23 protein-coding genes are annotated in these 21,887 nt (G+C 37.3%); 13 read left to right on the forward strand and 10 right to left on the reverse strand.

Annotated features, from left to right (window positions below):
• Positions 1-161 precede the first annotated feature (161 nt).
• Both DS745_RS01545 and DS745_RS01550 read left to right on the forward strand, forming a co-directional pair.
• Positions 162-866, forward strand: coding sequence for an ABC transporter ATP-binding protein (locus DS745_RS01545; RefSeq protein WP_129076442.1), 705 nt, complete (start codon positions 162-164; stop codon positions 864-866).
• On the forward strand, positions 844-2,163 hold the full coding sequence (locus tag DS745_RS01550) for an ABC transporter permease (RefSeq protein ID WP_241657687.1): 1,320 nt from the start codon (positions 844-846) through the stop codon (positions 2,161-2,163). The genes DS745_RS01545 and DS745_RS01550 overlap by 23 nt, the downstream gene beginning before the upstream one ends.
• A 266-nt stretch (positions 2,164-2,429) precedes the next feature.
• Here the strand turns inward: DS745_RS01550 and DS745_RS01555 are convergent, their stop codons facing one another.
• Positions 2,430-2,654 (reverse strand): DNA alkylation repair protein, encoded by a 225-nt coding sequence (locus DS745_RS01555; RefSeq protein WP_129076444.1) that lies wholly within the window; start codon positions 2,652-2,654, stop codon positions 2,430-2,432.
• Between the two features lie 213 nt (positions 2,655-2,867).
• Here DS745_RS01555 and DS745_RS01560 point away from each other — a divergent pair, with 213 nt between their 5' ends.
• A complete protein-coding gene (locus tag DS745_RS01560; protein ID WP_129076445.1) occupies positions 2,868-3,257 on the forward strand; it encodes a rhodanese-like domain-containing protein in 390 nt (129 codons plus the stop codon).
• Between the two features lie 56 nt (positions 3,258-3,313).
• On the opposite strand, the gene DS745_RS01565 is transcribed toward DS745_RS01560, so the two are convergent.
• Positions 3,314-3,952, reverse strand: coding sequence for a YitT family protein (locus DS745_RS01565; RefSeq protein ID WP_129076446.1), 639 nt, complete (start codon positions 3,950-3,952; stop codon positions 3,314-3,316).
• A gap of 170 nt (positions 3,953-4,122) precedes the next feature.
• Between DS745_RS01565 and DS745_RS01570 the strand changes: the two genes are divergently transcribed.
• From DS745_RS01570 to DS745_RS01600, 7 genes are all read left to right on the forward strand, one after another.
• Positions 4,123-4,569, forward strand: coding sequence for an Lrp/AsnC family transcriptional regulator (locus DS745_RS01570; RefSeq protein ID WP_129076447.1), 447 nt, complete (start codon positions 4,123-4,125; stop codon positions 4,567-4,569).
• 320 nt (positions 4,570-4,889) lie between these two features.
• Positions 4,890-5,762 carry an NAD-dependent epimerase/dehydratase family protein gene (locus DS745_RS01575; RefSeq protein WP_129076448.1) on the forward strand — a complete coding sequence of 291 codons (873 nt, stop codon included), beginning with the start codon at positions 4,890-4,892 and terminating at the stop codon, positions 5,760-5,762.
• A 138-nt stretch (positions 5,763-5,900) separates the two neighbouring features.
• Positions 5,901-8,378: a U32 family peptidase gene (locus DS745_RS01580; protein ID WP_129076449.1), complete on the forward strand. Its 2,478-nt coding sequence runs from the start codon at positions 5,901-5,903 to the stop codon at positions 8,376-8,378.
• A gap of 157 nt (positions 8,379-8,535) precedes the next feature.
• Positions 8,536-8,862, forward strand: a complete 327-nt coding sequence (locus DS745_RS01585; RefSeq protein ID WP_129076450.1) for a hypothetical protein — start codon at positions 8,536-8,538, stop codon at positions 8,860-8,862.
• Positions 8,863-9,032: 170 nt separating this feature from the next.
• Entirely contained in the window at positions 9,033-9,497 is a 465-nt protein-coding gene (locus tag DS745_RS01590; RefSeq protein ID WP_129076451.1) for a spore coat protein, read from the forward strand.
• 225 nt (positions 9,498-9,722) lie between these two features.
• Positions 9,723-9,932, forward strand: coding sequence for a hypothetical protein (locus tag DS745_RS01595; RefSeq protein ID WP_129076452.1), 210 nt, complete (start codon positions 9,723-9,725; stop codon positions 9,930-9,932).
• Positions 9,933-10,048: 116 nt separating this feature from the next.
• A complete protein-coding gene (locus DS745_RS01600; protein WP_161568140.1) occupies positions 10,049-10,822 on the forward strand; it encodes a S1C family serine protease in 774 nt (257 codons plus the stop codon).
• Between the two features lie 32 nt (positions 10,823-10,854).
• Here DS745_RS01600 and DS745_RS01605 read toward each other — a convergent pair whose 3' ends face one another.
• Positions 10,855-11,043: a hypothetical protein gene (locus DS745_RS01605; protein WP_129076454.1), complete on the reverse strand. Its 189-nt coding sequence runs from the start codon at positions 11,041-11,043 to the stop codon at positions 10,855-10,857.
• A 142-nt stretch (positions 11,044-11,185) separates the two neighbouring features.
• Between DS745_RS01605 and DS745_RS01610 the strand changes: the two genes are divergently transcribed.
• Positions 11,186-11,509, forward strand: coding sequence for a hypothetical protein (locus DS745_RS01610; RefSeq protein WP_129076455.1), 324 nt, complete (start codon positions 11,186-11,188; stop codon positions 11,507-11,509).
• 599 nt (positions 11,510-12,108) lie between these two features.
• On the opposite strand, the gene DS745_RS01615 is transcribed toward DS745_RS01610, so the two are convergent.
• Positions 12,109-13,665, reverse strand: coding sequence for an ABC-F family ATP-binding cassette domain-containing protein (locus tag DS745_RS01615; protein WP_129076456.1), 1,557 nt, complete (start codon positions 13,663-13,665; stop codon positions 12,109-12,111).
• Between the two features lie 182 nt (positions 13,666-13,847).
• Positions 13,848-15,440: an ABC-F family ATP-binding cassette domain-containing protein gene (locus tag DS745_RS01620; RefSeq protein ID WP_129076457.1), complete on the reverse strand. Its 1,593-nt coding sequence runs from the start codon at positions 15,438-15,440 to the stop codon at positions 13,848-13,850.
• Positions 15,441-15,585: 145 nt separating this feature from the next.
• On the opposite strand from DS745_RS01620, the gene DS745_RS01625 reads away from it, so the two are divergent.
• Positions 15,586-16,503, forward strand: coding sequence for a YncE family protein (locus DS745_RS01625; protein WP_129076458.1), 918 nt, complete (start codon positions 15,586-15,588; stop codon positions 16,501-16,503).
• A gap of 108 nt (positions 16,504-16,611) precedes the next feature.
• Here the strand turns inward: DS745_RS01625 and proC are convergent, their stop codons facing one another.
• The 3 genes from proC to DS745_RS01640 all read right to left on the reverse strand — a co-directional run bounded on the left by proC (position 16,612) and on the right by DS745_RS01640 (position 19,226).
• On the reverse strand, positions 16,612-17,403 hold the full coding sequence (proC, locus tag DS745_RS01630; protein ID WP_129076459.1) for a pyrroline-5-carboxylate reductase: 792 nt from the start codon (positions 17,401-17,403) through the stop codon (positions 16,612-16,614).
• 62 nt (positions 17,404-17,465) lie between these two features.
• The gene (locus tag DS745_RS01635) at positions 17,466-18,683 is read right to left on the reverse strand and encodes a DUF2515 domain-containing protein (protein WP_129076460.1); all 1,218 of its coding nucleotides are present in this window, start codon (positions 18,681-18,683) and stop codon (positions 17,466-17,468) included.
• Between the two features lie 48 nt (positions 18,684-18,731).
• Positions 18,732-19,226 carry a helix-turn-helix transcriptional regulator gene (locus tag DS745_RS01640; protein ID WP_129076461.1) on the reverse strand — a complete coding sequence of 165 codons (495 nt, stop codon included), beginning with the start codon at positions 19,224-19,226 and terminating at the stop codon, positions 18,732-18,734.
• A 97-nt stretch (positions 19,227-19,323) separates the two neighbouring features.
• Between DS745_RS01640 and DS745_RS01645 the strand changes: the two genes are divergently transcribed.
• Positions 19,324-19,899 carry a vWA domain-containing protein gene (locus DS745_RS01645; protein ID WP_129076462.1) on the forward strand — a complete coding sequence of 192 codons (576 nt, stop codon included), beginning with the start codon at positions 19,324-19,326 and terminating at the stop codon, positions 19,897-19,899.
• Between the two features lie 25 nt (positions 19,900-19,924).
• Here the strand turns inward: DS745_RS01645 and DS745_RS01650 are convergent, their stop codons facing one another.
• The gene (locus tag DS745_RS01650; RefSeq protein ID WP_129076463.1) at positions 19,925-20,683 is read right to left on the reverse strand and encodes a YqcI/YcgG family protein; all 759 of its coding nucleotides are present in this window, start codon (positions 20,681-20,683) and stop codon (positions 19,925-19,927) included.
• Between the two features lie 232 nt (positions 20,684-20,915).
• A complete protein-coding gene (rarD, locus tag DS745_RS01655; protein ID WP_129076464.1) occupies positions 20,916-21,854 on the reverse strand; it encodes an EamA family transporter RarD in 939 nt (312 codons plus the stop codon).
• Between the last annotated feature and the right edge of the window lie 33 nt (positions 21,855-21,887).

Consider the following 21,887-nt stretch of genomic DNA (forward strand, 5'->3'; position numbering starts at 1 on the left):
TGTAAAAATCCGGCTTTTGGGATTTTTACGAAAGCAACAAACTTTGCGAAAACAGCCTTTTTTTATTGACATTATTTTGAAAACCAGTTATGATAACTGTGTATTAAGTGTACTATCTTAAATAGTACAGATGTTACACAGTGAATGGAGGAGAAGTAAAAATGTTAACAATAAAAAATCTAAGCCACTCTTTTTTTATTGGGAAGAAACATGAAGAAAAAGAAATGGCTGTATTAAAAAACGTTTCATTCAACATAAAAAAAGGGGAAATTGCGACAATCGTTGGGCGAAGTGGCTCTGGGAAATCAACTTTACTAAATATACTCTCAGGTTATTTAGGTGCTTCGTCTGGGCAAATCATGATAAATGGTACGGATGTGACAAGCTTTAATGAAACCGAGTGGGCGAAGTTTCGCTTAGAAAATTTGGGATTTATTTTTCAGAGTTTTCAGTTGATCCCTAGTCTAACAACCTTTGAAAATGTAGAACTACCATTAACGTTAAAAGGGATTGCCCCTAAAAAACGCAGCGATTTAGTAAATCAAATGTTAAAAGAGGTAGGATTAGAAGACCATGGAAGTCATTTTCCAAATGAATTGTCAGGTGGGCAACAGCAACGAGTAAGTATAGCAAGAGCATTAATAACCAACCCATCCATAATATTAGCTGATGAACCTACAGGAAGCTTGGACTCTGAAACAGAAAGGGATATATTAAAACTTATTAAAAAGTTAAACAAAGAGAAAGGCATAACCTTTTTTATTATTACTCACGACGAAAACGTTGCTGAAATCTCTAAGCGGAGTTTTCAATTGCATGATGGGGTTTTACATATGAACGGAGGTGTTTTCGTTGAGGCTCAGTGACCAACTTCATTATATTCGTAGAAACATGAAGAAAAATAAAGTACGAGTGTTTATGACGATTTTGGCTACAACGATGGGTTGTGCATTCTTAATTGTGTTGGCTTCAGTGGGATTCGGAGTTCACAAGAGTACGACTGAAGAAATGACCAAATATCAATTGCTCACAGAAATTCAGGTTAATGGGAGGGAAGTTAATGGTCATTATGAACCTATGAAAGAAGAAGATATCCATAAATTAAGGGAAGAAGATAACGTCAATGCTGTTGTCGGCAGGGTTCGTTTGTATTCAGGACTAGATATAACCTTAGACGGAAGATCAGCAAATGTAGAAGCATTGTTAACAGACATGGTAGAAGAGGAACGGGCAAATTTAGAATTAGAAGCAGGGAAAATTCCTACGGATAAAAACGAGGTGATTGTTGGTTACCATTTTGCAAAAGGATTATTAACGGAAGCGGAACGAGCACAACAGCAATTATTCTATGAAAAGGGGGAAGGAGAACTTCCAACTGGATTTGATGGAGAACTTATCGGAAAAACATTAACAGTATTAATTAACAATGAAGAAGGAGTTTTCCAAGAACAAGTACAGTTTGTTATCTCTGGGATTAGCAAAGCACCAACAAGAGACTGGGTGGAAGATCGAGTTGTTTATATAAGCAATGAATTTAGAGACCAATTGTTTACGGCAATCCTCACAGAAGAAGAACTAGAAATGAGAAAGCATAATCCATTTGATCAAGTACGAGTGTTTGCTTCGAGTATTAATCATGTCGAGGACATAAGCAAGTCATTAAAAGAGCAAGGATATTATGTGTACTCAATATCAGACGAGTTAAAGGGAATGAACTTATTTTTTTCTGTCTTAAAAGCAGGACTAATCTTTGTCGGGACGATAACCGTACTTATTGCCTCTATTGGTATATTTAATACAATGACGATGGCAGTGACAGAACGGACACAGGATATTGGAATTATGAAGGCCATTGGCGGTAGCCCGTCGTTTATTCGAAAGATGTTTTTAATGGAATGTGCAATTATTGGGGTACTGGGTTCTATGATTGGTGTGGTCATTTCCTATGGAATTAGTTGGGCAGCTAATGTCATTATTCCTTTAATTTTAGAGGCTGTGGTAGATACAAGAGGACCAGTAGAGTTTACATTTTCTCATATTCCACTATCATTAGTAATTATTGCTGCATCAATTAGTATCGGCGTAGCAATTCTATCTGGCTTACGACCAGCAATTAAAGCCACAAATATTAACGTTTTATCGGCATTAAGAAGAGAAATGTAGTTTGTTGTGCTCTCTACTAACGTTTATAAGTAGAGAGCACAAGTTGATTTTATCACTAATTCCTGATAACCACTTTTCAATGAGTCACCAATCGCTAAGTAATTCATTGTTTAAATTCCTTTCAATATTTGACTATCGTATGTAGCAAGAAAAAAATCGTTTATCTATCTAGGAGTTCGAATAGAATAAAAAGCCGCCCAGCAGGTAGCGGCTTTTAAAAATGAATAGAAAAGAAGGATAATTTAAACGAAAAATCGAAATACAGATTAAAGTTGTGCAGCCTTTACAAAGCGAGTCTCGTCTTCTACAAGACCACAGCTAGCACATTGAACTCTCTTGTTAGGTCCTGTATACCGTAAATGATAAGGCTCAAGGTTTTCGATAGGAGTGTAAGCTCCAGTTGCTGTATCCATTTTTACCGCAGTAACAACCTGATCGATAATGTTGAAGCGGCTTCTTGCTTTGCAAGAGGGACAACGATAACTAGTCATGATAAAACTCCTTTCATCTAAAAAAGTTATTTTTAGTATCTCTAACAATATTTACATTATTCAAAGGAAGGCAAAATGGACAAGAACTAAACCTATTAGCAGAGAAGAGGATTTTAAATGCTAGTAGTTTTAATTTGACTGTTTGAGGGTAAAATCTATCGTGAATATAAATTCAGCGATAGTTTTATAAATTTTATAAAGGAGGGTATTAACATGGCAATAACATTTAAACAAATGGTTGCTCAAGCACGTGAGCATGTTTCTGCGATTAGTTCTGCAGAGGCTCGTGAGAAAATGCAAGGAAATCCAAACACACTGGTAATTGATGTACAAGAAAAAGAAGCGGCAGGTGCTTGTGGGTTAATTCCAAGCAGTTTGAACATCTCTTTAGGGATGCTGCCAATTCGAGCTGATCTTGAACTTCCAGAGCATTTACGTGAACCACGTTTAGCAGATCGTAATCAAACAGTCATTATTACTTGTGGTGCTGGAGGACAAGCTGCATTAGGATCTTACCTTCTGCATCAAATGGGTTTCTCCGATGTTTCATTTATTGAAGGTGGAACAAGTGCGTGGAAAGAAGCAGGATATGAAGTAGAGTAAGAACTAAACAGACAAGGCGTAGAGATAATGTTTCTCTACGCCTTGTTTCTTTTATACTAGCTTGGTATTGGCACTTGTTTTCTAGTAGGTGTAGCGCTGACTTGCTTCTCTTTTTCGTCGGCTTTCTGTTGCGAAGAGATTTGATTTTTAAAATAACTAATTACTTTAGCTGTAACGGCAATTGAGATGATAGAAAAAAGCCCTCTAACAAAACCTATTGTTACTATACTAGTTAAAACAACTACAGCATCAAAAATCAACGTTGTTTTACCTGGGTTAGAGCCGTATCGTTTCTGAAGAAATAGAGCTAAAATATTGAAACCACCTAAAGACGCACCGTTTATGAATAATAAAGAAAGACCAATCCCGATCACGAATCCACCTGCAATAGCACCAAACCACATTGGCAAGGTAAAGTGAGGTAACCATTGGTCAACCCCCGTCATAACAGAAAGGGTCGTAACGGCAAAAACTGTTGATAACGTAAACTTCCATCCCATACGAAGAACTGAGAATATATAAAATGGTAGGTTAATAATAAAGAAGAGAACTGCAAATGGAAGTCCAAAAAGGTAAGAGGCACTTAATGAAAGTCCTGCGGTACCTCCTGTAACAACATTTGAGTGCTGCAAAAGGATAACTCCGAAACTTGTAATCGCACAACCTAAGAAGATCAATAATAATTTTTTTAGCATTGAAAATTTCTCCCGTTTCTAATCTGTAATTTTATCTATTTTGTATACTATAATGGTAAGATATAAAAAGAGAAATTTACATATCATATTGAAGGTATTATGGGAATTTGATTACTATTTTGAATTTATTCGACACAGTTCACATGCAATATGGAAAATAGGGGGTTGCCATGGATCAGATCGATACGAAATTAATTGAGCTTTTACAAAAGAATGCAAGAATGACCATTAGTGAGCTATCCACTGAACTTGCCTTAAGTCGGCCAAGTGTCACTGAACGTCTTCATCGGTTGCAGGAAAGAGGTGTAGTGAAAGAATACACAGCGAGAATTTCTTTATCTGCCGTAGGCAGAGACATCCTACTTATTATTCAGGTAAGTGGTTTAAAAGTTTCTCTTCATGAATTTGAAGAAATGATAAAACTAGAACAGGAAGTGATTGAATGTCATCGGGTAACAGGCGAGGTTAGTTATATTATTAAAGCTGCGGTTTCAAATATGAATAGTATGAGGCTATTAATTGATCGCTTAATTCCATATGGCAACATCAATACATCTACGGTATTAACATCACCAGTGCCTTATCGGTACATTCTTCCCATTGATGATGAACAGTAGTGTTTATGTAAAAGGCTGTTTTCGCAAAGTTTGTTGCTTTCGTAAAAATCCAAAAAGCCGGATTATTACACAAATTACTAAGAGTTTACTACTAATTTAGTAAGTACTGCTCTTTTCTTACATAATTTATTGGCTGATATCTTCATCTAGGGTATTTTTCCGTTTATTTTAGGATAAAAAAGCCACAGTTTTTTTGTGCGACGAGTAACCGCAGGAGCAATGTTTACGAAAAGAGTCTTGTAAAATTAGTATTAGACAATGTTACAAGTTAATTAGTAAAGTAATAGGTAGAGTACATATAGAGAAGGGAAGCGACATAATTGAAAAACGCTTTGGTTTTAGGTGGAACAATGTTTTTTGGGAAAAAGTTAGTAAGTCATTTATTAAATGCTGGAATTGAGGTTACAATCGCTACCCGTGGGCGAACTGAGGATGGTTTTGGAAATCAGGTCAAACGAATAACAATTGATCGTAGCGACCGTAAATCGTTACTTGGACTAGCCGAACAAAATTGGGATATCGTATATGATCAAAGCTGCTATTCGCCACAAGAAGCTTTAGACATCACGGAGGTTCTAGCAGGCAAAGTTGGACGCTTCATTTTTACTTCAACATCTGCCGTGTACGAGGGTGGTAGAGACTTACGTGAAGAGCAATTTGATCCATACAGCTTTAAGATTGGAGAGCTATTTGACCGCAGTTATTATAAAGGCTTGTCGGGTTATCAGCAAGCGAAGCGTGAGGCGGAAGCTGTCTATTATCAAAAGGCAGATTTTCCTGTCGTTGCGGTGAGACCAACCTTTGTTGTTGGAGAAGACGATTTTTCTAAGCGTCTACAGTTTTATGTTGATAAAGTTAAAAACGGAGAAGAAATGTATATCCCAGAACCAGAGAATGCTTTAGACTTTGTAACTTCTGACGATGCTGGTCATTTCCTATTTTGGATTGGGAACAGTGACTTTGTTGGACCTATTAATATAGGTTCAAAAGACGATATTTCGTTTAAAAACTTTATTGAAATGATTGAAGAAATTGTCGGGAAAAAAGCAGTACTAACAGATAATCAAGAAGCTGCTACTCCATACGTGTTTCCTACTTATTTTTCTGAAAATGTGGAAAAGGCTGAACGATTTGGGTATAGCTTTCCAACTGTTGAGGAGATCTTACCAAAACTTATTAGACATTATGCGTAATTTATGGCTGTCAGTTTCTAAAAAGGGAACTGACGTCTGTTTTTCGAGGAAGTTTCTTAACTTTCCAATGCAAAAATAGTATAAATAGTTTACAATAGGTAAGGTTGATTGATAGAGATCAGGAAAGGAAGAGAAACCTTGAAGCGTATAACAAAAAATAAGGTTGAATTGCTAGCACCAGTAGGAAACTGGGAGTGTCTCCGTGCGGCAGTTGCCAATGGAGCAGACGCAGTATTCTTTGGTGTTGAAAAGTTTAATGCGCGTGTTCGTGCTAAAAACTTTCAAATGGATGAATTACCAACAATTATGGCTTATTTGCATAAATATAATGTGAGAGGCTATGTTACTTTTAATATATTAGTGTTTGAAAACGAGTTACATGATGCGAGAAAATTGGTACGTGCATGTATTGATGCTGGGGTTGATGCTCTTATTGTACAAGATATGGGTTTAGTTGAAATCATTCGTGAAATGTCTCCGGATTTCCCTATTCATGGATCTACGCAAATGACAGTGACGTCTGCAGAAGCTGTAGAATTTTTAAAGCCGTTTGATATAGAAGTTGTTGTACTAGGAAGAGAAAACAACTTAAAGCAAATCAAGACGATCTCAGATAAAACAAAGGTTCCATTAGAGGTTTTCGTTCATGGTGCTCTTTGTGTATCATACTCTGGGCAATGTTTAACTTCTGAAATGTGGGGAGGTCGTTCGGCCAACCGCGGTGAGTGCGCGCAGGCTTGTCGTCTTCCTTACGATTTAATAGTGGATGGCGAACGAAAAGAAATGGGCAATATTGCGTACGTTCTATCACCAAAGGACCTTGCTGCGATTGAGTTAGTTCCAGAATTGATTGAAGCAGGAGTTTATTCGTTTAAAATTGAAGGCCGTATGAAGTCACCAGAGTACGTAGCAAACGTAGTTAGCAAATATCGAAAAGCAATTGATGAGTATCTTGCTGGTAGAGACTACGAAATTTCGAAAGAAGACCTACGAGAGCTTGAGCAAAGCTTTAGTCGTGGCTTTACGTACGGGTTTTTAAAAGGGACGAATCATAAAACATTATTAGATGGTACCTATCCAAAAAGTCGTGGTGTACTGCTAGGAACAGTTAAAAAAGTTCTTAAAGATGGTGTGCTTTGTGACATTCAAGCTCCTCTTAAAAGAGGGGATGGAATCGTATTTGATGCTGGACGCCCAGATTTAAAAGAAGAAGGTGGTCGTGTTTACGACATTCGTAAACAAGGCAGCAAACTAGAGGGTGAAGCACAAGAAGGACTTATTGAGATTGTTGCAGGTAGACACGATGTAAACTTAACGAAAGTTCACGTAGGTGATAAAATTTGGAAAACCAGTGACCAAGAGCTAGAACGCCGTCTCCAAAAAACGTTTGAAACGGAGTTAGCATATCGTTCATTCCCATTAAAAGTTACCGTTACAGGGAAAGTCGGTAAACCATTAGTTACTCAGTGGTTTGACGAGGAAGCTGGTCTTTCAGTAACCGTGCAATCGAGCATTGACTTAGAGGAAGCACAAAAGCGTCCGCTAACTAGCGAGTATTTAGCAGAGCAGTTTGGGCGCCTTGGTGGGACGATCTATGAATTAGCTCATGTTGAGTTACATGTAAGTGGTGATGTTATTGTTCCTGTTAAAGAATTAAATAGTATTCGCCGTGAAGCGGTAGAACTGCTTGTCAATAAGAGGCAGGAGCCAAGAAAATACACAGTAAATACTGAGTTGACTGCGAAAAAGAAGCAACTTGCAAAAGGAAACGTTCCAACAAAGCTTATTTCTTTATGCCGTTCATTAGAGCAAATTGAGGCTTCTTGTAAAACAGATGTTGATTATATTTACGCTGATTTTGAATTTACCAAAGACTATCCACAAGCGGTAGAAGTAGCTAGAAAATATGCTAAACCGATTGCATTAGCAACTCCGAGAATTCATATGCCTGGGGAACAAGGAGTGCTGAACCAAATTTTACGTGCGAAACCTGATGCAATCCTAGTCCGAAGCTTAGGAGCTGTTCATTATTATCTTGAGCAAAAGCTAGATATTCCACTAATTGGTGATTTTTCTCTAAATGTTGCTAACCATAAAGCAGTAGAAATGTTTTTAGAGCGTGGCCTAGATAGAATTACACCATCGTACGATTTAAATATTCAACAGATGGTAGATCTCTTAGGCGAAGCACCGGCTCAAGATATAGAAGTTGTTATTCATCAACATCTGCCTATGTATCATACAGAGCACTGCGTGTACTGTACGTTCTTGAGTGAAGGCACAGACTATACAAACTGTGGTCGTCCTTGTGAAGAACATCGTATTTCCTTAGAAGACCGTGTTGGTTTTTCTCATCCTGTGAGAGTTGATGTAGGTTGTCGAAATACGGTTTTCAATGCGATCGAGCAATCTGGTGCTGAGTATATCTCTAATTTCTTAGAGCTTGGCGTTAGCCACTATCGAGTTGAATTTTTAGAGGAAACGGGAGAAAAAGTTACCGAAGTACTTTCATTGTACCGTGAAGCTCTTCAAGGAAAGCGTACTGGTACTAGTATCTGGAAGTCATTAAAAGCAACAAACCAATTGGGTGTTACAAGAGGTCAATTAATTAAATAACTTGCATAGGAGTGATGAGATCTCATCACTCTTTTTTCATGTACATAACGTATGAATTCTCGATATGTATACGAATGCCTAACACCATTCATCCAATAAATCATAAGCTAGTATTGTGACTTGTACGCAATTTAACGATAAAGGGGAGCTACAGACAATGGAACAAGATTTAAACCAACAAAAGATAATGGAGCTCGTAGTAGATAGAGTTTTAAAAAAGCACGGTGTTCTTGATGAAAAGCCAGAACTTGATGATGTAGAAAAAAAGAGAATTTCAGAGATTGTTCAAAATATCAAAACAGATGTAGAAAAGTTCATTGAGAATGCAAATAAAGTAAAAACAGAAAACGATTTTGCTCAAAATAATGTGACACATGAAATGAGCGAACCAGTTCAAGAAAATGTCGTGAAAAATCCATCTACATTCTCATCAAATAATGATGTGAAAGCTGCAAAAACATTTTTTAATCGACCAAAGCGATAAGGCCTCGTAAAGAGGTCTTTTTTTTGTTAAATAAAGTTTTTTGTTCAAGCCTATTTCGCAAAATAAGAGCATTCATCTAAGAAATGTACGAATATCCTGATGAATTTGTCCATTCATATACCTTCTACCTATCATATAGTAACAGTGTAAAAACAAAAGGAGGTATAATTATGAACCAAGACGTTTATCGTTCAACTAAAGGAAAATCTTCAAAATGGTCAGCGTTAGATTGCAAACCGCACCCAATGTGCCCACCAAAAGAAGAAGATGATACTCAAGCAGCAGAACAAGTAAACAAAACATTCCAATTATCAGAAGAATATATTCTAATAAAAGACTCTTGCGATGTTACGGTGAGCACAACGGATACAAAAGCCGCTGTATCATTACAAGCTTCTTTACAAGCTGTCATTGCAATTATCATTTCGATCTCAATTGCTGACAGCACAAAGGCAGAAAAGATTACGCAAGAGTTGTTACAGGCTTCAAAAATTAAGCAAATTACGAAGCAAAAAACGATTATTGAAAACTCTAAAAATGTTGATGTAACAACAACGGACACTCAAGTTGCAGTTAATATCCAACTATTGCTTCAGTTACTAGTAGCATTAATTGCTCGCTTAGACATTCTGTAATAGCAAGACTTAGGGGAGGGGTTCCTCCTCTTTTTTTTGTCTAGCTCCAGGCGCCAACTGCTCCTGCGGTTACTCGTCGCAAAGGTGCGATGGAGTTAATTCGAGGATGTTATTGGCTCGAGAGATCAAATGACCTTTCTCAATTCCCAGTGAAAACCAAGGATCAATTCATGAAAGATACCTATCCTAATAATGAGATCAAAATAGGTATTTGGAGGTATTTCAATGGATTGGATCGTACGTCAGCTCATAAAACAAGCGTTTTACATGGTCATGGATTATAACAGACAGCGCAGAAATCGTAGCTTTTATGTAGTCTTGGGCTTAGGATTTGGTTTAGCATTAGCTATGATGAGAGAACGTTCCATGGACACAATGACGGATCCTGTAACGGAATCGGTCGGGGAAATGGGTTTAACGAATCCGCTTGGATAGGAAAAAGGACTGAAAATCTTTTCAGTCCTTTTTGACGTTTTAGCCTCTTCAGATAAATGACCACTTTTCCTAAATAGGTTATAATAAATCTATATTGTTACGTTATGGAGGAGAAAATGAAGGAGCATAAAGACGATTTAGATGATGAACTAGTGGATCCGGATTGGGAACCTTCACCTGAGGATTTCAAGTTTGAAACGATTGATGAGGAAGAACAGACACCAAAAGATAATAATAGAAAAAGATGGGTCAAGGTTATTTCTATAGTCATTGCTGTCATGTTAGTTTTTCAAGTAGTTGGTGTTTTCTTTAGTACGTTTAGTATTGATGCGATAAGCTTCTTGCAAACGTCCTACCGTCTTTCACAACAAGATGATGTAAAACAGTATAAGCAGGCGGTTGTAACGGTCCAAGGAGAACGTTCAAGAGGAACTGGATTTGCTATTTCAGCGGACGGGTTAATTGTTACTAATCATCATGTTATCCAGGATCAGGAAAAAATTATGGTGGGCTTTTATCAAGGCGATCTATTTGAAGGTAAGGTTATCAGTAGTTATCCGGATATTGATATTGCATTTTTACAGGTAGAGGGAAGTAATTTGCCTTATTTGCCGCTAAGTGACCAAGGTGGAATGAAGAACGAAAACATTTATGTCATTGGGAATCCGTTAACTTGGACGCAAATTGCAAACGAGGGTGCCATTCTTGATACGACAGATGTAACGGTCATTTCAGCGCCAATTTATCGTGGTAATAGTGGTAGCCCAGTGATTAATATGAATGGTGAAGTAGTAGCTGTCGTTTATGCCAAACGGCGAACAACTGAATATGGTGGTAAGTCAGTAGGCCTTGCAGTACCAATCGAAAAAGTATTAGAGACACTGCCGTAAACGAGTAGGATCATTGAGTTGATCCTACTCGTTTATGTTTCCGCATCAAATTGATCTTCTAGCCATTCTAATAATTGGTTTTCGTTTTTAAATACTACATCATCTTCTTCAAAATTACGATCAATTGCTTTTAATGTATTGTTTTCTATTTTAAAATCCCAGCCTATTTTGTTAGCGTCTTGTGTTAACATGATTACCTGAATGATTTCTTCGAGCCTCACAAGTAATTCCTCCTTTATGGCATGTCTTATTGTTATGGTTCATAAAAGACTGGCAGTTTATGCTTATTTTTTTTAGTGGGTGATAATAAGGTAGTTTTCGTCATAGTTTCAATAATAATGGACGTTTTCACGGGGTGGTTAGATGAGGAAAAGACGTACCTTGTTTATTTCAGTAAAAGGTAAATCTAAGATTTTTAATAAAGAGAAAGTAACACTACATGATGGTCGAAACGTACAGGTTCAACACTGGAAAGATGGAGAGTATTCGTTTATCACCTACTTCTTTCAAATGGAAGGATTGGAAAATAAGTCAAAAGAGGAGCTTTATATGTATCTTCGCGATCAAGGTCTGGAGTTAAGGGTGCCTTTTTCTAAAGGAGCGATAACCCTGCAGAAGTTCTATAACGAGGAGAAACAACTATGCTGGGGACTAACGGTTATTGTAGGAAAGATATTGGGAAAATGAAAAAATCCCCTCAACTTTTGAGGGGATTATCATCCTAAGTGACCCAACCATACCATCCATCATATTTGAGAGAAACACAACATTTGCTTGCAAAGCTTTTAGAAAGAGCAAGGAATATGATGTAGTTGTTTTCCCTAAATCAATTTTAGGTCATGCTTGTTAATTAAAAATTTACTGGATATCTTGTATTCCTTTCCGGATTTAGTTAACGATAGTCCCGTTCCATAGTACATAAAACAATAATTGTTAAATGTCTTGTACTAAGACTTTCACTAGCGTATTCAAAATATCAACCGTAGCGCTTTAGCGATTTTATTACTTAGTTTCACCAGAACTAAATGTTAATCAACATTACTTGAAGCATCTACATCGGAACTTACGAACCATACAGTATATCTTTTACTACTCAAATCATTACGCGTAAGCGGTTTCTGGGAAACCAACTTGGAATGATTGAGTCACTTAGGGTGATAATGATCTGTTTGTTTTGTTCCTCCTTTCTTGACTATAGTATACCACGATACTGGAAAAAACAGTATGAACATTTTGTGAAATGTTTAACAAGTGAAGAAAGAAAAAAACGAGCTGATAAGCTCGTTTTATACAAGTTTCGTTGTCCAAGACTCACAGTTCCATACATCGGTAACTACGTCTTGATAAAATTCTGGTTCGTGACAGATAATCAGGATACTTCCTTTATAATCTTTCAATGCTGCTTTTAACTCAGCTTTTGCATCAACGTCTAAGTGGTTAGTAGGCTCATCTAAAACAAGAATATTCGTTTCTCTGTTAATAAGCTTACACAGACGAACTTTTGCTTTTTCTCCTCCACTTAACACAACGATTTTACTTTCGATATGTTTCGTTGTTAACCCACATTTTGCAAGGGCAGAGCGAACTTCGTACTGAGTAAGAGAAGGGAACTCATTCCAAACTTCATCAATACACGTATTGCCGTTATCTTTTTTTACTTCTTGTTCAAAATAACCTATATGTTGGTATTCACCTTTTTCAACGTTACCGTTGATCGGATTTATCTCACCAAGAATGCTACGAAGTAATGTCGTCTTACCAATTCCGTTTGCACCTACAAGGGCAATCTTTTGGCCACGTTCCATTCGTAAGTTCAGAGGTTTTGATAATGGGCTATCATAACCAATCACAAGTTCTTTTGTCTCAAAAATTAGTTTGCTTGTTGTACGTGCCGGCTTAAAGCGAAACTCAGGTTTTGGTTTCTCTTTTGCTAACTCAATAACATCCATCTTATCAAGTTTCTTTTGACGAGACATCGCCATATTACGAGTTGAGACACGGGCCTTGTTACGCGCAACGAAATCTTTTAGCTCAGAGATTTCTTGTTGTTGACGCTTGAAGGCAGATTCTAGCTGAGACTTCTTCATCTCATAAACACTCATAAAGTGGTCATAATCACCGACATATCGATTTAACTCTTGATTTTCCATATGATAGATTAAGTTGATGACACTGTTTAAGAACGGGATATCATGTGAGATTAGAATAAACGCATTGTCATAGTCTAACAGATAGCGTTTTAACCATTCAATGTGCTGCTCGTCTAGATAGTTGGTAGGCTCATCCAAAAGTAAGATATCTGGTTTTTCTAAAAGTAGTTTTGCAAGTAGAACCTTCGTTCTTTGGCCACCACTTAGATCAGTCACGTCTTTTTCAAGACCAATATCATCAAGTCCAAGTCCACGAGCGATCTCTTCAATCTTTGCATCAATAATATAAAAATCATTGTTTGTTAGAATGTCTTGGATCGTACCCATGTCATCAAGTAATTTTTCTAATTCCTCAGGAGAGGCATCCGCCATTTTATCACATATTTCATTCATTTGTGTTTCAAGGTCAAATAGATATTTAAACGCAGTTTTTAAAACGTCACGCATCGTCATGCCACGCGCTAATACAGAGTGTTGATCAAGGTAACCAACACGAACGTTTTTTGACCATTCAACCTTTCCTTCATCAGGCTGAAGTTTACCAGTAATGATGTTCATAAAGGTAGATTTACCTTCACCGTTAGCCCCGATTAATCCGATATGCTCACCTTTTAAAAGACGAAAAGATACGTCATTGAAAATAGCTCGATCACCAAAGCCATGGCTTAAATTTTTCACTGTTAAGATACTCATGATCTCACCCTTTATATATAGGGAAATTCCCCGAATTTTTTATGTCTATTTACGCATACTTTATAGATTATAAACGAGATGCCAGATCATTTCAAAGGAAAAATACAACTGTTCGTATGAAACAACTTAATTTCCTAACACAAACAAAAGAAATCACTCACAAAGAGTGATTTCTAAGCTAATTACTTTTTCACTGTTTCAAGATACTCATCATAAGTCATTTGTTTGTCAACTAATCCGTTCGGAGTAAAATCCATAATGCGATTAGCAATCGTTTGAATAAACTGATGGTCATGTGATGCAAACATCATTGAACCTTTAAAAGCAATTAAACCATTATTGACAGCTGTAATTGACTCTAAGTCTAAGTGGTTTGTAGGCTCATCTAATAGCAATACGTTAGAGCCACTTAACATCATTTTTGAAAGCATACAACGAACTTTTTCTCCACCAGAAAGGACACTTGCTTTTTTCAATACTTCTTCACCAGAGAAGAGCATTCTTCCTAAGAAACCACGTAAGAAGCTTTCTGAATCATCTTGAGGTGAGAACTGACGTAACCAATCAACTAGGTTAAGGTCGCAGCCTTCAAAGAATTTTGAGTTATCTTTTGGAAAATAGGATTGAGATGTCGTTACACCCCATTTAAATGAGCCGCTATCAGCTTCCATTTCACCCATTAAGATTTTAAAAAGTGTCGTTTTTGCAAGTTCGTTTGGACCAACTAAGGCAATTTTGTCACCTTTATTCATCACGAATGAAACATTGTCTAACACTTTTTCACCATCAATTGTTTTTGTTAAGCCGTCAACACGAAGAAGATCGTTTCCGATTTCACGTTCAGGTGTAAAACCAACAAACGGATAACGACGAGATGATGGGCGAATATCATCTAATGAGATTTTGTCTAATAATTTCTTACGAGACGTTGCTTGCTTCGATTTTGATGCATTTGCACTAAAACGAGCGATAAAGTTTTGAAGCTCTTTGATTTTTTCTTCTTTCTTTTTGTTGGCATCGTTAGCCATTCTTGAAGCCAATTGGCTAGACTCATACCAGAAATCATAGTTACCAACATAAATTTGAATTTTGCTAAAATCTAAGTCAGCAATGTGCGTACAAACTTTGTTTAAGAAGTGACGGTCATGGGATACAACGATAACCGTATTTTCAAAGTTAATTAAAAACTCCTCTAACCATTGAATTGCTTTAATGTCTAAATGGTTTGTAGGCTCATCAAGTAATAGAACATCAGGCTTACCGAATAAGGCTTGTGCAAGTAACACTTTTACCTTTTCTCCACCGGATAAGTCTGCCATTTTCTTGTTGTGTAAATCTTCACCGATACCAAGGCCTTTTAAAAGGATCGCAGCTTCAGACTCTGCTTCCCAACCGTTCATTTCAGCAAATTCACCTTCAAGCTCAGCTGCTTTCATTCCGTCCTCATCAGTGAAGTCAGCTTTCATATAAATCGCATCTTTTTCTTGCATTACCTGGTAAAGTCTGGCATGGCCCATAATCACAACTGTCATTACGTCCACATCTTCGAATTCATAGTGGTTCTGCTTTAATACAGCTAAACGCTGACCAGGTCCCATATGAACATCGCCTGTTTGCGATTCAATTTCCCCAGATAATATTTTTAAAAATGTCGATTTTCCAGCACCGTTTGCTCCAATTAAACCGTAGCAATTTCCAGGTGTAAACTTTATATTTACATCCTCGAATAATTTGCGATCTCCATAACGTAAACTAACATTTGAAACAGTAATCATCTATTATTATTCCTCCATCAAGTCAATATCCTTCAAATTATAACAGATAAATAGAGAGAGGACAAAAAAGTTTCCAAAATACATCAATTTTGTTATAGTTGCTACATATTTAGTTTTACGAAATAAAATATAGGTGGTGTTTTCTTTGAGAGAATATTTAATTGTACTAAACAAAGATGAGGATACGATTTCTTTTGTAGACTTAGCAACGAATAAGGTTGAAAAGACGATTGAAACAGATTTTAACCCACATGAGGTTGTTGTCACACCTGATGGGAAGAAAACGTATGTTACATGTTCTTTAGGAAATAAAATTAACATCATTAATAATGAAACATTTGAAATCCAAAAGCGCTTAGAGCATCCAGATTTTAATTTTCCGCATGGGCTTGGTGTAACTCCAGATGGAAAAAAAGTTTATATGGCATCTACATACAGTGAAAAAGTATTTATTATCGATGCTGACACTGATGAAATTGAAAAAGTATTTCCTACATATCAAAAGTTATCTCACATGATTTCGTTTTCTCCTGATGGAAAAACGGTATACGTACCAAACATCGGCAGTCACAATATGACAGTTGTGGATGTGGAAAAAGAAGAGATCGTTAATCATTTTCCAGTAGGACAGGGGCCAGAGGGGGTTGCTGTTCATCCAAACGGAAAATACCTCTATGTAGCAAACCAGCATGACAATACGTTGTTTGTTATTAATGTAAAGACACTTGAGGTTGAGCATAAACGTCGTATTGGCGCTGTACCGATTCGGATCGTCTTTTCTCCAGACGGAAAATATGCTCTTATACCAAACCGTGAAAGTGGAGATTTATCGATTATTGAAACAGAGCACGAGCTAAAAGGAAACGTTCGCCCATGGGAAGTAAAACGTATCCGTGTTGGGGTTTGGCCAGGTGGAACGGTATTTAATGAAGATGGCTCGTTTGCCTATGTCGCTAATAACAAAACGAATGACGTATCAATTATTAATATGAGTACGTTAAAAGAAGAGGGTACGATTGATGTAGGTGTGCATCCTGATGGGATTGCGTATTTGAAGAAGTAAAGGTAAAGGGACTAGCTCTATTGAGGTAGTCCCTTTCTCTGAAATTAAAAATATACCCTATAAAGCTTGCACCAATTCATAATTCATAATTGCCAATTCATAATTAATTCAGTTCTTCCGCCCGCGCGCATGCTCGTTTGTCGCTTTTACGGCAGCGCCAATCAGTTCAGTGAAATTGCCTTCGTTTAATACACTAACTCCTGCAGCTGTTGAACCGCCTGGAGTCGTTACTTGCTCGCGTAAATCGCTAGGTGGGTAGCCTGCTTCCAACATCTGTGCAGAACCTGCAACCATCTTCGTTACAAGTTTACGAGCTTGTTCCTGACTAATTCCGTAACTTACTGCGGCTTTTTCTAGAGCCTCGCAAAAAAGGTACAGAAAAGCAGGTGCACTACCAGTAACGGCTGTTAAGTCATGAACTTGCTCTTCTGTTAATTCCTCGTAGTCACCGATAGCTGCTAAGATCATTTCAATAATTTGACGATGTTCATTAGTGACATAATGCCCACAAACAAAAGTTGAGATAGATGCTTGCAACTGTGCCGCAGTATTTGGCATAATCCAGCACACTGGAGTTCCTTCTGGTAGATGGCCTTGCATAAAAGTGGTATCAATTCCCGCAGCAACTGTAATGACCAACTGTTTATTTATTAAAGGAGAAAGCTCTTGAAATAACCCTTCATGTGCACTTGGAGGAGCAGCAGATATAATAATATCACTTTGTTCAACAGCTGTTCGCCAGTCGCTTGTCTCGTTGATATTATATTTTTTGGCAAGCTCTAGTCGCTTCACATCATCAGTTTGATTTGCGACCGTTAAGCGTAAGTTATTATTTTGTTTCATTAATCCTGAGATAATCGCTTCTGCCATTCTCCCAGCACCTATCATTAAAATATTCATATTCCCACGTCCTTTCCATTACTTACAATAGCAAAGTAGGGGTAGGAAATAAAGGAAAGTGGTTAGGGTTTTATCATTTCTGCCGCTGTACTTGCAGCAAGCATTTTGTTGATATCCTGACAATACTGACGGGATAAGTCAAAAGAAGGTGGAGTTGTAATCTCCTTAAAGTAGTGAAGAAACTGGTCATTTCGTTCAAACCAGTCATGTCTGTCTGTAAAGCTATAATCAACATCTTTCCAGGCCTGATCTAAGGTTGGACTATAGACAATTGGTTTTGTAGGTTTGCAGGAAATGCTAACAGTTTGTAAAGTAGTGCTACTGTCCTTAGTAAACATTTCTGGCCAGTAATCGCTTCTAGATGCGGTATGGGGAACAGTTGAAGCAAACTGATAGATGTCGTTACCTAAATTTTCATAACCAAATAGAGTACAATATAATTTTTTTCCAATTTCAACCCTCTGATTTACATTCGCGAAATCAGAGACAGTCGTGCCTGCTAGACGAGTTTTCTTTGGCTTTACTTGGTAAGGAAACAGCACGTACGTAAATTGTAGTAGCTCCTGTAATTTAAATAGAATATTATCAAGCACTTTTTCTTTATAGTCTGGGTGGTGAATGACTCTTTTTTCAATGTAATTTTGTTCATTAATGATTAAGGCCACGGTGAGAAGTTGACTGTCTTGTCTTTCTAAAAAATAGTCCCAAAACGTTCTCATAAATGTTGAAACATGAAATTTGGGCAGAAGATAAAATAGGTTTCTGCCTTTCTGTTTGCTAGCCTCATATAATAACAATTGCGGATAGGCATCATGAAAAATTAATGCGTTGGCTCGTTCTAGGAAAGAGAAAAAGTCGTTGCAAGAAGTACTAGAAATGATTTTCGGTAGCATGCTCCCTTTTAAATCTGTCATATTCCAGCCGCCATTTCTCGAGACGAGGTGAGCGAGAAATGCCCAATGGATTTCTGGATGCTTTTGATAAAAGTCAAGGTAAGCTTTCGTTCTAGTAACATTGTTCCGATTAAGCTTATGTGTTTTTGTTTCAATTTCCTTTACAAGAGCACGATTTGCCTGAGTTAAAGGAGTGGGAACTTGTTTGTTATCAGCTAGCTTCCTTTGCAAATCTTGTAGAGTAATTTCTGAAAATGAAAGCTTGTTCCAACGTTTCGTACTACTTTTTTCATATTTATTTGACTCATAGGTATCGGCAAGTAAATCAATCCCGTGTTTAGGTAGTTGGATTGCTTTTTTTAAAACATTCGTCACTTGATCAAACATGTAAATCCCTCCATGCGATAAACTATGAATGGTGGGATTTAATGGTTCTTATTCTAGTGCGTTCCCTAACGGTTTCAGGCTAAAATAATCTAAAGCTACGTTTACTTCATTGATGTTATACGTTTTTTTCTCAAGACAAAATTGAATCACTAAATCGAAAATGTCGTTATCAGACAAGGAGAAACCAGCAGAACTTAACAGTTTGTCGGTTTCTTTTTTTGTTAGTTCAAGAGCAAATGCGAGGGCTACTGCAGTGCTTTTGTTGACACGGTAGGAAGGGTTTGAACGAATTTTAGAAAAGTGACGGCGGTCAATACCTGCCTTTTTATAAAGAGACGCATCTGTGTATCCCTTTAGATCAATAAAACGAAATAGTACCTGTGCAAATGACGGTTTTCGGTTGGCTTTCACGAAGTTTTCAAGTTCGTTATGGAGAATGTCTTGCAAGAAGCAAATCTCCTCTTCTAGTGAATCAGCTATATATAAGTGTAAGTGCCTTTCAACATACTCCTGTAGCTCTAAGAAAAATGCTTGATTAAGCATAGGTAGCACCTCCATAATTGTCGCTTGTGTAGCGACCAAATCAAGTCCGAACTTAGCTAAGATTATAACATGAACAATATGAAAGGATGAGAGGGAAATGAATAAAAATGTAACGGAAATTATTTTTTTACTTGATCGCAGTGGGTCAATGGAGGGTCTTGAAGAAGACACAATTGGCGGATTTAATGCATTTATTAACAAACAAAGACAGTTAGCTGGTGAAACGATGGTGACAACGGTTCTCTTTGATGATCAGTATGAAATTTTATGGAATGGTGTCAATGCTGAAGAAGTGAGGTTAACTAATGATAACTATTTTGTTAGAGGCTCGACTGCTCTCCTTGATGCAGTAGGAAAAACGATACTAGAGGTAGGGCATCGATTAGCCAAGACAAAAGAGCCTGGTAAGGTGATTTTTGTTATTACAACTGATGGACAGGAAAATGCTAGTCGTGAATTCACTTATAAAAAAGTAAAAGAGTTAATCAGACACCAACAAGAGAAGTATAGCTGGGAGTTTATCTTTCTAGGAGCTAATATCGACGTTGCAAGAGAAGCAGATAGTCTCGGAATTTCAATGGAACAGACGTTTAGTTTTGAGGCTTCAAAACATGGTGTTGAAGCTATGTATGAAATGGTGTGCGAAGCGGTGTCGGAGAAGAGAGTACTATAAAGAGTAAAAAAGCTTGGGAGAAATCTCAAGCTTTTTCATTGTTATTTTTCCAAAGTTTATGAAATGGGCACTCTGATAGAGCAGTTTCATCATCCCGGAGAAAATATTGTTTCCATTCATAATTGTCGTCTTGCCCATATTTTTTTAGTTCTGGGTGGGCGGGAGCGGAATCGTACGCCTCAAGTCTTGTTCGAATGTTATCTTTTATCTTCTGGCTTAACTCTGGAGAACGATTGAATTCATCTAACACCCAACGCGGAGTAATAGCTAATGTAAAGACATCAGTTCGTCTGCTCTCGCGCTGTTTATGAGCAGGTGTTCCGCAATAGACGAAGTATTGCTGCCCATGAAAGCAGAATTCCCAAATGTTATTGTCTGCTTCCGTAGGGATATGGTCTGGCCATTGTATTTCATCTAGTTCACTTACCCGATTTAACAGCGACCAAAATAAAGCTTCATAATCTTCTACTGAGTACTCTTGTATTAGGTCAAGAGGTGTTTCAAATAGAACTATTAATGAAGAAAAGTTCCCTGTGTCTCTTGAAGTTTCGCTATATTCTTTTAACAAAGTAGCTAACTCTTCTACTGCTTTTTCTTCTCTAGGGTCTAAGATAAAAGCGAAACGAAAATGATTGAGACGAAATCCTTGGGTTGCTGGAATACAAGGAAATAGGTGCTCTTTATCACTCATCTTTTTTGCAAAAGAATCATATGCGTCATTTTGCCAAGTTTGCATAGAAGTTCGCATTGACTCGATTGTATCAGTGTCAAATAGTTGGGTCATGTAAACTCCTCCTTACCTAGACAATTTATTGTAGTAAAGGTAATTGGGTGAGTGATTGGTGGGCCCAAATTGAAATGGGAATTATGGATTATGAATGAAGAATGTAGAATTATGAATGTAGAATGTAGAATGTAAAATGCAAAATGGAGAATTTACAATGAAGAAATCTTTAAAGTGGAAATTGACAATAAAAAAAGACTAAGCTTATCAGCTTAGCCTCTAACATACGAACTTAACTTGCGGGGCGTTTTTCCATTTGAATGGTTTGTAACCGTCTAAAGAGCTTTGTTTTTGAGAATGTATAGATGGCTAGTGCGACCCAGATAAATGAAAATGCTAGTAAATGAATTCCTCCGAACGGCTCATTGAAAAGAAAAATACCGATAATTAAAGTAATCGTTGGTGCTAAGAACTGCAAAAATCCGATGGTAGCTAATGGTATTCTTCTTGCGCCGATAGCGAATAACAACAGTGGTATCGCTGTAGCAGCTCCGCCTCCAGCAAGAAGCCATAAGGTTGATAAAGAGTTCAGATAGAAGGCTTCAGTAATTGATGAGTAGATCATCGTTAAATAAATAAGAGCTACCGGTGTGACAATCATCGTTTCTACCGCAAGACCTGTTAACGCTCCGACCTCTACTTTCTTCTTTAACACTCCGTAAAAAGCAAAACTAATAGCTAAAGTTAATGAAATAAAAGGTACTCCGCCTGTATAGATTGCTAGTATCACTACTCCAGCCGTTGCTAAGAGAAAAGATAATGTTTGCCATTTAGTTAGAATTTCCTTAAAAAATATCATTCCAAATACAACGCTAACGAGTGGATTAATATAGTATCCTAGACTTGCTTCTACTAAATGTCCATTATTTACGGCCCAAATATAAGTGAACCAATTAAAGCTAATAAAACCTGCAGCCATTGTAATGAAAAGTAGTTGCTTTTTATTGGCGAGCATTGTTTTAAACTCAGTTACGAATGTTGGTACTTTCCTTAAAAGAACCAAAATACCACTTACAAAAATTAGTGACCAAATTATTCGGTGAGCAAGGACGACATCTGCTGGCACATGAGCAACTAGCTTCCAATAAAGGGGTAGTAGTCCCCAAAAGATATAAGCCCAGAGAGCAGAAACAAACCCAATTCCATGTTGATCCAATTTAATTTTACCCATGCTTAGCCCTCACTTCTTCAAGTTTCCTACACA

It is taken from the genome of Anaerobacillus alkaliphilus (assembly GCF_004116265.1).
Taxonomy (GTDB): Bacteria; Bacillota; Bacilli; order Bacillales; family Anaerobacillaceae; genus Anaerobacillus; species Anaerobacillus alkaliphilus.